12 protein-coding genes and 1 pseudogene are annotated in these 15,793 nt (G+C 34.8%); 11 read left to right on the top strand and 2 right to left on the bottom strand.

All coding sequences use genetic code 11. The features are described from left to right. Nucleotides 1-86: 86 nt before the first annotated feature. From pnp to sufB, 6 genes are all read left to right on the top strand, one after another. The gene (pnp, locus tag RK02_RS08125) at nt 87-2,198 is read left to right on the top strand and encodes a polyribonucleotide nucleotidyltransferase (protein WP_016183754.1); all 2,112 of its coding nucleotides are present in this window, start codon (nt 87-89) and stop codon (nt 2,196-2,198) included. Nucleotides 2,199-2,545: 347 nt separating this feature from the next. Next, the gene (gene sufC, locus RK02_RS08120) at nt 2,546-3,319 is read left to right on the top strand and encodes a Fe-S cluster assembly ATPase SufC (RefSeq protein ID WP_016183753.1); all 774 of its coding nucleotides are present in this window, start codon (nt 2,546-2,548) and stop codon (nt 3,317-3,319) included. Between the two features lie 12 nt (nt 3,320-3,331). Further along, nucleotides 3,332-4,624, top strand: a complete 1,293-nt coding sequence (sufD, locus tag RK02_RS08115; protein WP_016183752.1) for a Fe-S cluster assembly protein SufD — start codon at nt 3,332-3,334, stop codon at nt 4,622-4,624. Beyond that, nucleotides 4,624-5,883, top strand: a complete 1,260-nt coding sequence (locus RK02_RS08110; RefSeq protein WP_016183751.1) for a cysteine desulfurase — start codon at nt 4,624-4,626, stop codon at nt 5,881-5,883. The genes sufD and RK02_RS08110 overlap by 1 nt, the downstream gene beginning before the upstream one ends. Further along, complete coding sequence (gene sufU / locus RK02_RS08105) at nt 5,870-6,343, top strand: Fe-S cluster assembly sulfur transfer protein SufU (protein WP_016183750.1); 474 nt, start codon at nt 5,870-5,872, stop codon at nt 6,341-6,343. Before RK02_RS08110 ends, sufU begins: the two co-directional genes overlap by 14 nt. Nucleotides 6,344-6,348: 5 nt before the next feature. Then, nucleotides 6,349-7,740 (top strand): Fe-S cluster assembly protein SufB, encoded by a 1,392-nt coding sequence (sufB, locus tag RK02_RS08100; protein ID WP_016183749.1) that lies wholly within the window; start codon nt 6,349-6,351, stop codon nt 7,738-7,740. A gap of 190 nt (nt 7,741-7,930) precedes the next feature. Here sufB and RK02_RS08095 read toward each other — a convergent pair whose 3' ends face one another. Both RK02_RS08095 and RK02_RS12600 read right to left on the bottom strand, forming a co-directional pair. Next, nucleotides 7,931-8,266, bottom strand: a complete 336-nt coding sequence (locus RK02_RS08095; RefSeq protein WP_071856405.1) for a type II toxin-antitoxin system HicB family antitoxin — start codon at nt 8,264-8,266, stop codon at nt 7,931-7,933. A 163-nt stretch (nt 8,267-8,429) separates the two neighbouring features. Next, nucleotides 8,430-8,876, bottom strand: a pseudogene (locus RK02_RS12600) (IS1634 family transposase); the annotation flags it as partial. Nucleotides 8,877-9,280: 404 nt separating this feature from the next. On the opposite strand from RK02_RS12600, the gene RK02_RS08090 reads away from it, so the two are divergent. The 5 genes from RK02_RS08090 (at nt 9,281) to csn2 (ending at nt 15,695) form a co-directional block, all read left to right on the top strand. Further along, complete coding sequence (locus tag RK02_RS08090; protein WP_016183747.1) at nt 9,281-9,487, top strand: CPCC family cysteine-rich protein; 207 nt, start codon at nt 9,281-9,283, stop codon at nt 9,485-9,487. Between the two features lie 302 nt (nt 9,488-9,789). Continuing rightward, nucleotides 9,790-13,842, top strand: a complete 4,053-nt coding sequence (gene cas9 / locus RK02_RS08085; protein WP_016183746.1) for a type II CRISPR RNA-guided endonuclease Cas9 — start codon at nt 9,790-9,792, stop codon at nt 13,840-13,842. Then, nucleotides 13,839-14,714, top strand: coding sequence for a type II CRISPR-associated endonuclease Cas1 (cas1, locus tag RK02_RS08080; protein WP_016183745.1), 876 nt, complete (start codon nt 13,839-13,841; stop codon nt 14,712-14,714). Before cas9 ends, cas1 begins: the two co-directional genes overlap by 4 nt. Before the next feature lie 4 nt (nt 14,715-14,718). Further along, nucleotides 14,719-15,024, top strand: a complete 306-nt coding sequence (cas2, locus tag RK02_RS08075) for a CRISPR-associated endonuclease Cas2 (RefSeq protein WP_016183744.1) — start codon at nt 14,719-14,721, stop codon at nt 15,022-15,024. Next, on the top strand, nt 15,021-15,695 hold the full coding sequence (csn2, locus tag RK02_RS08070) for a type II-A CRISPR-associated protein Csn2 (RefSeq protein ID WP_016183743.1): 675 nt from the start codon (nt 15,021-15,023) through the stop codon (nt 15,693-15,695). The genes cas2 and csn2 overlap by 4 nt, the downstream gene beginning before the upstream one ends. Nucleotides 15,696-15,793: the final 98 nt, after the last annotated feature.

Genomic DNA, 15,793 nt, shown 5'->3' with positions numbered 1-15,793 from the left:
CTACTAACCAAAGGAAAGGCTAGGAAGTATGCTAATTTTTCCTTTGTTTAGTAGCAAGTAATCCCCAGTGAGAAAGGAAATGGAAAATGACAAAACAAGTATTTTCAACCACTTGGGGTGGCCGCCCATTATCTATCGAAGTTGGCCAATTAGCCAAACAAGCCAATGGAGCTGTTTTGGTACGCTATGGCGATACCGTTGTTTTAAGTGCAGCTGTTGCCTCCAAAGAAGCGAAGGATACTGATTTCTTCCCATTAACAATTAATTATGAAGAAAAAATGTATGCTGTAGGTAAAATGCCTGGCGGTTTTATTAAACGCGAAGGCCGCCCTTCAACTGAAGCAACTTTGATTGCTCGTTTGATTGACCGTCCAATCCGTCCAATGTTTGCAGAAGGCTTCCGTAATGAAGTTCAAGTAACTAATATTGTAATGAGTGTGGAACAAGATTGCTCACCAGCGATGGCTGCAATGCTTGGCTCATCATTGGCCTTATCAATTTCAGATATTCCATTTGATGGTCCGATTGCAGGTGTTGAAGTTGGTCGTGTCAATGGCGAATATATTTTAAATCCAACGATTGAACAACAAGCGCAATCAGATATTGATTTATCAGTAGCTGGAACGAAAAAAGCGATTAACATGGTAGAATCAGGAGCTAAAGAAGTTTCTGAAGAGGATATGTTAGGGGCTTTATTATTTGGTTTTGAAGCAATTAAAGAATTAGTTGCTTTCCAAGAAGAAATCGTTGCTGCTGTTGGTAAAGAAAAAATGGAAGTTGTGCTTTTACAGCTAGATCCTGAATTGAAAAAAGCGATTTATGACGTAAATTACCAAACAATGAAACAAGCGGTTTTAACCGAAGAAAAATTAGCTCGTGAAGAAGAAATTGACAATGTTAAGGCGATGATTATTGCTGAATACGAAGCAATTGCAGCTGATTTAGAAGATGCAGATGAAGCTGCTCAACTATTAAAAGAAGTCAAACAAATTGCTGAAGACTTAGAAAAAGATGTGGTACGCGAATTAATCACTATTGATAAAATTCGTCCAGATGGTCGTAAATTAGATGAAATTCGTCCATTAGCCTCAGAGGTTGCTTTATTACCTCGTGTGCATGGTTCAGGTTTGTTTACTCGTGGCCAAACACAGGCTTTATCAGCTTGTACATTAGCTCCACTTGGTGAACACCAAGTAATTGATGGCTTAGGCGTACAAGAATCTAAACGTTTTATCCATCATTATAATTTCCCACAATTTTCAGTAGGGTCAGTTGGTCGTGCAGGTTCTCCTGGACGTCGTGAAATTGGTCATGGAGCCCTAGGTGAACGCGCCTTAGCACAGGTGATTCCAAGCGAAACAGAATTTCCTTACACCATTCGTTTAGTTGCTGAAGTTTTAGAATCAAATGGTTCTTCTTCTCAAGCAAGTATTTGTGCAGGTACCTTAGCCTTGATGGATGCTGGTGTACCAATTAAAGCACCAGTTGCTGGTATTGCGATGGGCTTGGTATCTGATGGTGAAAACTACACTATTTTAACTGATATTCAAGGTTTAGAAGACCATCTGGGTGATATGGACTTTAAAGTTGCCGGTACAAAAGATGGTATCACTGCTTTACAAATGGATATTAAAATTCAAGGAATCACTGAACAAATCTTGACTGAAGCTTTAGCTCAAGCCAAAAAAGCCCGTATGGAAATCTTGGCTGAATTAACTTCAACCATTAGTGAACCACGTAAAGAGTTAAGCCCATATGCACCGAAGATTGAAATGATTCAAATTGATCCAGCGAAAATCAAAGATGTCATCGGTAAAGGTGGCGAAACCATCAACGGCATCATTGATGAAACTGGGGTAAAAATTGATATCGATCAAGATGGTAAAGTATCTATCGCTTCTGCTGATGCTGAAATGATTAAAAAAGCAATCAAAATTATTGAAGATTTAACCAAAGAAGTAGAAGTGGGTCAAGTTTACTTAGGTAAGGTTGTCCGCATTGAAAAATTTGGTGCCTTTGTTAACTTAATCAAAGGAAAAGATGGCTTAGTTCACATCTCACAATTAGCTAACGAACGCGTCAATAATGTAGAAGACGTGGTTAAACTTGGCGATGAAATCTTAGTGAAGGTCACTGAAATCGATAAACAAGGTCGTGTAAATTTATCACGCAAAGCGCTTTTAAATAGCGAAGAATAATGAAAACAAAAAAGTCTCGTGGAAATAATCTACGAGACTTTTTTTACGGATGGCTAACGACTTGCTTAGCTACGAGCAAATAAGCAAAGTCTAGCAGGAAAATCCGTTAGAAAATAGGCGAGGATCTGATGTGGATTGAAAAAAGCTGGAATCATTTCTAAAAGATAACAAAGAAATACATAAAATAAGTAAAAATACTTGGCAAAAGCCTTAATGTAAATTATAATCATTCTAAATTGTTGAAAATTTTTTGATTCTTTTTGATGAAATCTAGGCAATTGATTTGAATATCATTCTCAATTATTTTAAAATAATAAAGAATATAAATACCTTGAGGAGGCAAAGCAATGTCAGTTTTAGAGATTAAAAATTTACATGTGTCGATTGAAGATAAAGAAATTTTAAAGGGAGTGAATCTGACCTTAAAAACAGGTGAAATTCACGCGATTATGGGACCTAACGGAACAGGGAAATCAACTCTTTCAGCTGCGATTATGGGCAATCCTAATTATGAAGTAACTGAAGGTGAAATTTTATTTGATGGTAAAAATATTTTGGAATTAGAAGTTGATGAGCGTGCACGTTTAGGCTTATTCCTAGCAATGCAATATCCTAGTGAAATTCCAGGAATTACCAATGCAGAGTTCATGCGTGCGGCGATTAACGCTCGTCGTGAGGAAGATAACAAAATTTCTGTTCGTGAATTTATCAAAAAATTAGACGAAAAAATGGCTGTATTAAATATGCCAGAAGAAATGGCTGAGCGTTATCTAAATGAAGGCTTTTCTGGTGGGGAAAAGAAACGTAACGAAATCTTACAATTAATGATGCTAGAGCCAAGCTTTGCTATTTTAGACGAAATTGACTCTGGACTAGATATTGATGCCTTAAAAGTTGTAGCAAAAGGTGTCAATGAAATGCGCGGTGAGAACTTTGGTGCTTTAATCATTACACACTATCAACGTCTATTAAACTATATTACGCCAGATGTTGTGCATATCATGATGGACGGTCGCGTTGTGTTAACAGGAGATGCTGAATTAGCCAAACGTCTTGAAGCAGAAGGTTATGCTGGCATCAGTAAAGAATTAGGTATTGAATACCGTGAAGAAGAAGCTTAAGGAGGAAATTCGATGAAAACAAATCCAGTCGAATATCTTGAAGCGGTCAAAATGTTCTCTGCCTTAAAAGCAGAACCCGCTTTTATGACCGCCTTAAGAGAACAAGCACTTGCTAAAATTGCAGTATTAGACTTACCAAAAATTGAACGAGCAAAATTTCACCGTTGGCCACTTTTAGCCATTGATGAAGCAAATTTACAAGGGGAAATGAGTGAATTTGCGAATGTAGCCGCCTTTGATCAAATGGCAGATCATCCAATGTTTGTTCAACAAGATGACCAAACAGTCTTTGAACAACTACCTCAAAATTTGATTGATCAAGGAGTTATTTTTACTGATTTATTTACAGCTTTACAAGAGTATCCTGAATTAGTGGAAGAATACTTTATGACTAAAGCTGTACCGATGGATGAAAATAAATTAACAGCCGCTCATTTAGCCTTTTTAAATAGTGGAATGTTTTTATATGTGCCTAAAAATGTGGTGGTTGAAGAACCATTTGAAGCCATTTTTTATCATAATGCGAATAGTCAAACTCACTTTTACAAGCATATTTTGATTGTAGCGGATACCAATAGTGAATTTAGCTACCTTGAACGTTTTATCTCTCAGGGCAATGAAGCAAAGGAAATCGCCGCAAACATCGTTGTCGAAGTTATCGCTAAAGATGGCGCAAAAATCAAATATTCAGCAATTGATCAATTGGCGGATAATGTGTATGCTTATATGAATCGCCGCGGCTATCTGTTACGTGATGCTTCAATCGATTGGGCGTTAGGTGTAATGAATGATGGGAATATTGTTGCTGATTTTGATTCTGATTTAGTTGGTAATGCTGCTCACGCAGAAGTAAAAATTGTTGCTATCAGTGCCGGCAAACAAGTCCAAGCCATCGATACTCGTGTAACTAATAAGGCTCCTTATTCCGTGGGCCATATTTTACAGCATGGGGTTATTCGTGAACGCGGTACCTTAACCTTTAATGGAATTGGTCATATTCTAAAAGGGGCCAAACAAGCGGATGCCCAGCAAGAAAGTCGTGTTCTAATGCTTTCAGATCAAGCAAGAGGCGATGCTAATCCAATTCTTTTAATTGATGAAAATGAAGTGACTGCTGGTCACGCTGCGAGTGTTGGTCGCGTAGATCCAGAAGAAATGTATTACTTGATGAGTCGTGGTTTACGCAAAGAAGAAGCTGAACGCTTAGTTATTCGTGGTTTCTTAGGAGGTGTCTTAACGGCGATTCCAATTAAAGAGGTTCAACAAGAATTAGTGAACGTTATTGAAGGGAAGTTAGATGCCTAATGACAAATCAAGCGAATGAAGCTATCTTGGATGTCGCTACCCTTCGTAAAGATTTTCCAATTTTAGATCAAGTGGTTAATGACGAAGCCTTAGTCTATTTGGATAATGCAGCGACAACCCAAAAGCCACAAGCGGTGTTAGATGTATTAAATCACTATTATCATCATGACAATGCCAACGTTCATCGCGGCGTGCATACTTTAGCTGAACGCGCTACTCAGGCTTATGAAGCAGCCAGAGAAAAGGTTCGTCGTTTTATCCAGGCCAAAGAAACAGCAGAAGTCATCTTCACTAGAGGAACAACCACTAGCTTGAATTGGATTGCTCAAAGCTATGGAGAGGCCTTTATCAAAGAAGGCGATGAAATAGTGATTTCTTACATGGAGCATCATGCCAATGTAATTCCTTGGCAGCAATTAGCCAAGCGTAAAAAGGCGGTTTTAAAATATATTCCTTTAACCGAAGAAGGCTTTTTAGATATGCAGGCGGCACAAGCGATGATTACCGATAAAACAGCAATTGTGGCTATTGCCCACGTTTCTAATGTCTTAGGGGTAATCAATCCAGTTGCAGAACTAGCCAAGCTGGCTCATGCGCATCAAGCAATCATGGTTGTAGATGGTGCGCAATCAGTTCCACATATGAAAATTGATGTGCAAGCGTTGGACTGTGATTTTTACGCTTTTAGTGGTCATAAGATGTGTGGACCAACTGGTATCGGGGTATTGTATGGTAAAAGAAAATATCTAGAACAAATGGAGCCAGTTGAATTTGGTGGCGAAATGATTGATTTTGTCCATCTATACGATAGCACATGGAAAGAATTACCTTGGAAGTTTGAAGCAGGAACGCCCAATATTGCTGGTGCGATTGCTTTAGGGGCGGCGATTGATTATCTAGAGACCATTGGAATGGAAAAAATTCATCAGTATGAACAATCCTTAGTGGCCTATGTTTTACCACAGCTCCAAGCAATTGAAGGCTTAACCATCTATGGGCCAAAAGATCCTAAAGAGCATACAGGTGTGATTGCCTTTAACTTTGAAGGCATTCACCCTCATGATGTGGCAACAGCCTTAGACATGGAAGGGGTAGCTGTTCGTGCTGGTCACCACTGTGCGCAACCCCTTATTCAGTATTTAGATGTTCAAGCAACTGCAAGAGCAAGTTTTTATTTTTACAATACCAAAGCAGAAGCTGATCGATTTATCGCAGCATTACATGCAACAAAGGAGTTTTTCCAAAATGGCACTATCTAAATTAGACAATCTCTATCGACAAGTCATTCTTGATCATTCAAGCTATCCTCATCATCATGGAAAATTGTCCACTTCGAATCAACAGATTGAATTGAATAATCCAACCTGTGGCGATGTCATTCAGCTACAATTAGCCATTGATGAAGAAGGAATTATTCAAGATATTGCATTTGAAGGTCATGGTTGTTCGATTTCAACTGCTAGTGCTTCTATGATGACTGATGCCGTTATTGGTAAAACTTTAGCACAAGCACAAGAGCTTTCTGAGGCTTTTTCACAATTAGTTCAAGGCAAGACTATTACGCTAGAAGATGAATTAGGCGATGCCAGTATGCTATCTGGTGTAGCTAAATTTCCAGCTAGAATTAAATGTGCAACGCTTGCTTGGAAGGCTTTGGACAAAGCAATTGAAAATCCGAATCAAACCACAATTACCGAAGAAATTAAGCACGAGGAGTGAAAAAAATGGGCGTACCTGAATTAGAAGAATATAAATTTGGTTTCCATGATGACGTAGAACCCATCTATAGTACTGGTAAAGGCTTAACTGAAGACATCGTTCGCGAAATTTCTCGCGTAAAAGGTGAGCCTGAATGGATGTTGGAATTTCGTTTAAAATCATTGGAAACTTTCCACAAAATGAAAATGCAAGACTGGGGTCCAGATTTATCGGATATTGATTTTGATGCGATTAAATACTATCAAAAGCCAAGTGATAAACCAGCCAGATCTTGGGAAGATGTACCGGATAAAATCAAAGAAACCTTTGAAAAAATTGGGATTCCAGAAGCTGAACGAGCTTATTTAGCCGGTGCTTCAGCGCAATATGAATCAGAAGTGGTTTATCACAATATGAAAGAAGAATTTGAAAAGCTAGGGATTATCTTTACGGATACTGATTCAGCTTTAAGAGAATACCCTGAACTTTTCAAACAATACTTTGCTAAATTAGTTCCACCAACGGATAATAAATTAGCAGCCTTAAATTCAGCCGTATGGTCAGGTGGTACTTTTATCTATGTACCAAAGGGCGTGCGCTGTGAAATTCCATTACAAACCTATTTCAGAATTAACGCAGAAAATACCGGACAATTTGAACGGACGTTAATTATTGTCGATGAAGGTGCGAGTGTGCATTATGTTGAAGGCTGTACAGCGCCAACTTATTCAAGCAATAGCTTGCATGCGGCGATTGTAGAAATCTTTACACTAAAAGATGCATACTGCCGTTATACAACTATCCAAAACTGGTCAGATAACGTGTATAACTTGGTAACCAAACGTGCACGTGCTGAAGAAAATGCGACAGTAGAATGGATTGATGGAAACCTTGGAGCTAAAACAACCATGAAATACCCAAGTGTCTTTTTAGAAGGTGAAGGCGCTCGTGGGACAATGTTATCCATTGCCTTTGCTGGAGCCAACCAAATCCAAGATACTGGTGCGAAAATGATTCACAATGCACCGAATACTTCAAGCTCTATCGTTTCAAAATCTATTGCTAAAGATGGTGGTGAAGTAAACTACCGTGGTCAGGTTGCCTTTAGTAAAAAGAGTAAAGGTTCTATTTCGCATATTGAATGTGACACGATTATCATGGATGAATTATCTAAATCTGATACGATTCCATTCAATGAAATTCACAATAGCCAAGTTTCATTAGAACACGAAGCTAAGGTTTCTAAAATCTCAGAAGAACAATTATATTATTTAATGAGCCGAGGTTTATCTGAATCTGAAGCTACTGAAATGATTGTTATGGGCTTTGTGGAACCATTTACGAAAGAACTACCAATGGAATATGCTGTAGAGTTAAACCGTCTAATCAGTTATGAAATGGAAGGTTCTGTCGGATAAGCCCTTATTTAGCCATAAGAATGTTGATTTATCGATGTTCTTATGGCTATTTTTTAGTTCCAACGCTTTCGTTGGCCCCAATGTTGGAACTCCAGCAGAAAATTCGGTCAATTTTCCAATTTTTTGCTTATTCATATTTTCGGAAATATGCGTATAAAAAAGCCACAGCCTTCATAGCCGTGGCTTTTAATTATACATTTAGTTTTAATTCAAGTGCTTCGGTCAGTATTTGAGAAAAGTTTAAATCACTTTCTTCAGCAAGCCCATTTAACCATTCTGGAATTGTAACATTTTTTCTTATTTTTTTAGAATGGTATTTTTTCTTATAAGCGAGCATGTCAATCGCAACTAGTGCTAATGTACTTTCTGGATATTGTTGCTTTAACAAAGAGATATCGCTAGGGTTTGGATATTCGCTATAATCTTCAAGCGCTAATCCTAAAACTTCTTGTGCCATTTCAAAAGCTTCAGTTTGCGTTTCGCCTTGCGTGATAGCTTCTGGCACATCAGGAAAGGTGACTGTAATATAATGTTCCCGTGATTGATGTAGAGAGTGCCGTAGAAAAGTTAAAGCAGGCTAGAGATGAATTGAATTCCTTCAGGGAAAGAAGTACTCGAGTTTTACAGTTAAAAGACGATAAAACTCCCCTAATGCTTGATATTACAGCGTTTAGGGGAGTTTGTTTATGTTATTTCATTTTCGTACTTTTTTCTGATTGAACGACTCGAGAAAATTTTTTCAAATATTTTTGAGTAATTATTTTTCTCGCTACAGCAAGTCTAAAAGTATCCATCCAGTCATCAATTAAACTTGTTCGCTTAAAAGTTGGCGTATCATTCGTTCTACCAAGATAAACAAGATTCATTTTTCGTAAAGTTTCAATGATTTCACCAGTAGTATATTTCTCTGATCAATCATGTTTTTCAAGAATTCTAAACGAAAGCAGTGCGATAAAACAAGTCAATAAATGACCGTTTATCGTTTCTTCTTTTCTAACATACATAGGTCGCGTTCTTCATTCACTTTTCATGATTCTGAAGCTTTCTTCAATTTCTCCTCTTTGGCGATTTGCTTGAATAATCCCAGCAATATTACGATCTTCTAAATCAGTAGTAACCACATAAAATCCAGCTAATGTAAAACTTTACTAGAGTTAGCTATCAATCAATTGTTAGCCAATATGCGCCGAAATCGTTTATGTGATTCGTTGAGATGAAGTATAATGATGTTGAGGGATATAAGATATTAAAAGAGAGATCTGTTTGGATTTAGTCAAGTTTTCTTAGTGAAAAATCTTTCTGTGGGCACTGTAAATCCCATAGAAAAGAACTTGGTAATATAACAAAGGGAAATATCAAAAATTAGCTAGTGAATTATTATTTGAACCTATATATGAAAATATTTTAGTATGTGCCTCTGAATTCATACGTGTTCGCTATGATCGTGAAAACACTATAATTACTATTGGGAAAATCGGAAAAAATAAAAGTGTAAAAATTACAACTGTGTTTAAATCAGACGAAAAAGAGGAGTGTTATTATGACGACTACGAATGAGAACATAATCATGATTGATGGCTGGGAACATATGCACTGTCCAGTTTGCGGTGCACTTGTTGAAACATACGATATTTGTGATAAATGTGGTTGGCAAAACACCGGAGAAACCAATATTGATGGTGGACCAAATAAGATGACGCTAGAAGAAGCAAAGGAAGCTTATAGAAAAGGTTTGCCGATAGAATAATTTAATTGAAAATCATCATAGAAAAAAGTATCTAGCTTAACTAGGTACTTTTTTATAGAAAGTAATTGACTATTTTTAAAATCAGCTGTAAAATAAAGTCAAGTTAAGACTTATATAATTTACATCATAAGTTCAAATAACGATTTATCGTAAATACCGTTTATACGGACTGCATTGTGCAGATTGTTAGCTTGCTAATTTTAGTAAGCTTTTTTTGTTTTTTGGATAAAAAAATTTAGTTTTAAAATAATAAAAACTAGGTTATAATGATAAAAATGAAATCGTTTTATTGAGGTGAGATTATGCAACAGTATTATTTAGGCGTGGACATGGGGAGTGCTTCTGTCGGATGGGCTGTGACTGATGAAAAATATCAATTAGTAAGAAAAAAAGGGAAAGATTTATGGGGAGTGCGAACTTTTGATATTGCACAAACAGCTGAAGTAAGAAGAGTAAGTAGAACCAATCGTAGAAGACAAAATCGACGGAAACAAAGAATTCAAATTTTACAAGAATTACTTGGTGAAGAAGTCTTAAAAATTGATGCTGGATTTTTCCATCGAATGAAAGAAAGCCGATATGTTGCTGAAGATAAGCGTACGCTTGACGGAAAACAAGTTGAGTTACCCTATGCTTTATTTGTGGACCAAGGTTTTACCGATAAAGATTTTTATAAACAATTTCCTACTATCAATCATCTGATTGTCTATCTAATGACTACTTCAGATACACCCGACATTCGATTAGTTTATTTGGCTTTACATTATTATATGAAGAATCGAGGAAATTTTTTACATAGTGGAGATATCAATGATGTAAAAGATATTCAATCCATACTTGAACAATTGGAAAATGTCTTAAAGGAATACGTTGATGATTGGGAGTTAAGCTTAAAAGATAAAGTTGATGCGATTAAAGAAATCTATAATAAAGATTTAGGCCGAGGTGAACGTAAAAAGGCTTTCATTAATACTTTAGGTGTTAAAACGAAATCTGCAAAAGCATTTTGTTCATTAATTTCTGGCGGTAGTACCAATTTGGCTGAATTGTTTGATGATAGTGGTTTGAAAGAGAGTGAGTATGCCAAAATTGAATTTGCTAATGCTAATTTTGAAGATAGCGTTGAGGGCATTCAAGCATTATTAGAAGATAGATTTGCGGTGATCGAAGCAGCTAAGAGATTGTATGATTGGAAAATCTTAACTGATATTTTAGGGGATAATGCTTCACTAGCCGAAGCACGAGTGAAAAGTTATGAAACCCATCATGAGCAATTAGTTGAACTAAAATCATTCATCAAAAAATACTTAGATCGTAAAATTTATCAAGATATTTTTATTAATCCAAATATTGCAAACAATTATCCCGCTTATGTAGGTCATACCAAGATTAATGGTAAAAAGCAAGAACTTGAAGTTAAGCGTGCAAAGCGAAATGATTTTTATGCTTATATTAAAAAACAAGTAATTGATCCAATTAAAAAGAAGGTTTCGGATAAGGCAGTTTTGGCTAGATTAGCTGAAATTGAATCTTTGATTGAAGTGAATAAATATTTACCGTTGCAAGTGAATTCTGATAATGGCGTAATCCCTTATCAAATTAAGCTAAATGAGCTGAGACGAATTTTCAATAATTTAGAAAATCGTCTCCCTGTACTAAAAGAAAACCGGGATAAAATCATTAAAACCTTTAGTTACAGAATTCCTTATTATGTTGGCCCATTAAATGGGGTAAATAGAAATGGTAAGAGCACAAATTGGATGGTACGTAAAGAAGGAGAAGAAGGCAAGATTTATCCTTGGAACTTTGAGGAAAAGGTCGATTTAGAAGCCAGTGCAGAAAAGTTCATCCGTCGCATGACTAACAAATGTACTTATTTAGTGAATGAAGATGTCTTGCCAAAATATTCTCTATTATATAGTAAATATTTAGTCTTAAGTGAATTAAACAATCTTCGTTTAGATGGCCGTCCACTTGAAGTGAGCGTTAAACAAGAGATTTATGAAAATGTATTTAAACGTAATCGTAAAGTAACATTGAAAAAAATTAAAAATTATTTACTTAAAGAAGGAGTCATCTCTGAAAAAGACGAATTATCAGGTTTAGCCGATGATGTAAAATCTAGTTTAACTGCGTACCATGATTTTAAAGAGAAATTAGGCCATTTGACATTAACCGAAGACCAAATGGAAAAAATTATCTTGAACGTTACCTTGTTTGGCGATGATAAGAAACTACTGAAAAAACGATTGGCTGCATTATACCCTAACATTGATGAAAAATCATTATCTAGAATGGCTACATTCAATTATAGAGATTGGGGTAGACTATCTAAAAAATTCTTATCTGAAATAACCTCTGTTGATCAAGAAACAGGAGAGCTACGTACTATTATTCAGTGTATGTACGAAACACAGAATAACTTAATGCAATTATTGTCAGAACCTTATCATTTTGTAGAGGCAATTGAAAAAGAAAATCCTAAAGTAGATTTGGAATCCATCTCATATCGTATTGTCAATGATTTGTATGTTTCTCCAGCTGTAAAACGCCAAATTTGGCAAACCTTACTTGTTATAAAAGATATCAAACAAGTGATGAAACACGATCCAAAACGAATTTTTATCGAAATGGCACGTGAAAAACAAGAAAGTAAAACAACCAAATCAAGAAAACAAGTACTATCTGAAGTATATAAAAATGCGGAAAAATACAAAAATTTATTTGAAAAACTAAATTCACTAACAGAGGAGCAACTTAGGAGTAAGAAAGTATATTTATACTTTACACAACTTGGAAAATGTATGTATACAAACGATGCAATTGATTTTGAAAATTTAGTATCTGCTAATAGTAATTATGATATTGATCATATTTATCCACAATCAAAAACAATAGATGATAGTTTTAATAATCTTGTTTTAGTTAAAAAAGGTATTAATAATGACAAATCAGATCGCTATCCTATAGATAAAAATATTCGCGATGATGAAAAAGTGAAAACATTATGGAATACTTTATTAAGTAAAGGGCTTATTACAAAAGAAAAATTTGAAAGACTCATTCGTTCTACACCTTTTAGTGATGAAGAATTAGCTGGGTTTATCGCTCGTCAGTTAGTTGAAACTCGCCAAAGTACCAAAGCAGTCGCAGAAATTTTAAGCAATTGGTTCCCAGAAAGCGAAATTGTATATTCTAAAGCAAAACATATTACTAATTTCCGCCAAGATTTTGAAATTCTTAAAGTACGTGAATTAAATGATTGCCACCATGCGCACGATGCATATTTGAACATTGTAGTGGGGAATGCTTATCATACTAAATTTACCAATAGTCCCTATCGATTCATTCAAAATAAAGCAAATCAAGAATATAATTTGCGAAAATTACTGCAGAAAGCTAAGAAAATTGAATCTAATGGTGTCATAGCTTGGATTGGTCAAAGTGAAAATAATCCTGGAACAATAGCAACTGTTAAAAAGGTAATCAGTCGTAATACTGTCTTAATCAGTCGAATGGTTAAAGAAGTAGATGGCCAACTATTTGATCAACAACTGATGAAAAAGGGAAAAGGTCAAGTTCCTATTAAATCAAGTGATGATCGCTTAATTGATATTTCTAAATATGGTGGATACAACAAGGCAAAAGGAGCATACTTTGTATTTATTAAATCAGTTCGAAGGGGAAAAACTATAAAATCTTTTGAGTATATTCCTGTACACCTAGCTAAGAAATTTGATTGTAATTTGGAATTGTTGAAAGAGTATCTGGAAAGTGAAAAAGATTTAAATAATGTAGAGATATTAATGCCTAAAGTTATGATTAATTCTTTATTCAATTATAATGGTTCATTAATACGGATTCCTGGTAGATATGATAAGAAAAGCTTATTAATAAATGTAGATGTGCCATTATTGCTTGAGAGTCAGCATATTAAGCAGTTAAAAGTAATTGAAAAATATATGTATAAAAAAAGAGTCTCCAAAAATTCTAACATATTATTGACTAAATTTGCTTCAGATCAGTTAAAAGATTTAGATGCCCTTTTTGATGTGTTATCATATAAATTGAATGAAAATATATACAACGTAATTAATGATAAATATGATAAATTGGTGATTTGTAGAGATAAATTCATTAGTTTGGATACGGAAGTCAAATGTGAGATGATTTTTGAATTGTTGCATCTTTTTCAATGTAATTCACAACTTGCTAATATTACAAAAATTGGTGCAACGAGTAAATTTGGTAGTATTAGCATGTCAAAAAATCTGAAGGAAAATGATAAAATGAGTATTATTCATCAATCACCTAGTGGTATTTTTGAACATGAAATTGAGTTGACAGCGTTATGAGTTGGCGAGTGGTTGTTATTTCTCAATCTGCGAAATTAGATTATCGCTTAGGACGAATGGTAGTCAGACAAAAGGAAAAAATAGAGATTAATATTAGTGAAATCAGCACGTTGATCATCGCATCAACGGCTGTTTCACTAACTGTGTGCTTACTAGCTGAATTGACTAAGAAAAAGATTAAGGTAATATTTTGTGATGAAAAATGGAATCCATCTTCTGAATTAGTAGCCTATTATGGTAGTCATGATACAAGTAACAAGATTCGTCAACAAATTCAATGGAAAAAAGAAATTAAAGAAGCAGTTTGGACAGAAATTGTTACAGAAAAAATTAGGAAACAAAAAGAACTCTTACAAATGCTAGGAAAGGATGAAGCCTCACTTTTAAATCAGTATATTCGCGAAATGACTTGGAATGACGAAAGCAATCGAGAAGGACATGCCGCCAAAGTATATTTTAATGCTTTGTTTGGAATGGATTTTACTAGAACGAGTGATAGTGCCATTAATGCAGCTTTGAATTATGGTTACTCCATACTCTTGTCATCAATTAATAGAGAAATTGTTGCCTGTGGTTATTTGACACAAGTGGGAATATTTCATGATAACATGTTCAATCAGTTTAACTTATCCAGTGATTTGATGGAGCCTTTTCGCCCAATTGTCGATCAACAAGTTCTAAGCTTTTTACCATTTAATGAGTTTACTAAGGATCATAAAACTACTTTAATAGATTTATTAAATAAAGAACTCTATATTGATGGCCGAAAGCAATATCTAAATAATGCAATTAAAATATATTGTAAGAGTGTTTTAGATGCATTAAGTGATAATAATGTGAGCGCTATAAAATTTTATCAATTTGAGTTATAGATTTATGAGAATACTTGTATTTTTTGACCTTCCTGTACTAAGTCTAGATCAACGGAGAGATTATCGAAATTTTAGGAAATTTTTGATTAAAGACGGATTTATCATGTTGCAGGAATCTGTCTATTGTAAAATGGTTTTAAATGAAAGTGCTGCAAAGGCTGTTGTAGAACAAGTCAAAAAGAATCGACCTGAAGATGGATTGGTTCAATTGTTGACAGTGACTGAGAAACAGTTTTCAAAAATGGAATATATTGTTGGTGAATATAGCACTGAAGTTCTAGATACAGATCAAAGGTTGGTAATATTATGAAATTAGTACATCCAGACATCAACATGCAATTAGATTTTGAAGATAAAGCTGTTTGTATTTGGACAATCGAATCTCCAAGTCTATTTTTGTATTATTTAACCGAGTTACAAGGTCAAATAATCGAAGGAAACGATGGAAATTTTGTATTATCGAATGATGACAAAATTATCTCGCTGAAAAAAGAAGCTAGCCTTATCTTATCTCCATTGGAAATAGATTATAACGATAAAAAATTTATCAGTGAACTATTCAAAGAAATAAAAGATATTGTACAATTTGGTGAATTGTATGAGAAGTATGTATCTGTGAAATCAGAGTTAGTACAGTTGATGGAGAGAATCTCTGAATGCAATGATTATCCCCTTCAATATAGTGAAGAATTTGAGCTAACCAGTTTATTAAAATTAATGAAAGTTGAGTTTGATTTTCAAGATACAGATTATTTTGAAAGGTTACTTACATTTATACAATTGTCTCAGAGATTACTTCAAAAAAAATTATTGATATTTGTCAATTTATCGAGTATTTTATCTGAAAGCCAATTGGTAGAACTTGAAAAAATTGCAAAATATGAGGAAATAAAAATTTTGATGGTGAATAGTTATCAGATAAACTATTCATTTCCGTATAAATGGTATATTATGGATGTAGATGGCTCTGAAATTTTTTAGAGCCATCTGGTTAAGATTTATGTTGATCGATGTGTGATGGCATCTTCATTTTTGAATTTGAGGTTTGAGAATGATGTAAATCAATATAGGTCTTAATC

The sequence above is a fragment of the Enterococcus columbae DSM 7374 = ATCC 51263 genome, assembly GCF_000406925.1.
GTDB lineage: Bacteria > Bacillota > Bacilli > Lactobacillales > Enterococcaceae > Enterococcus_E > Enterococcus_E columbae.
This window is presented reverse-complemented; position numbering and strand designations above follow the sequence as displayed.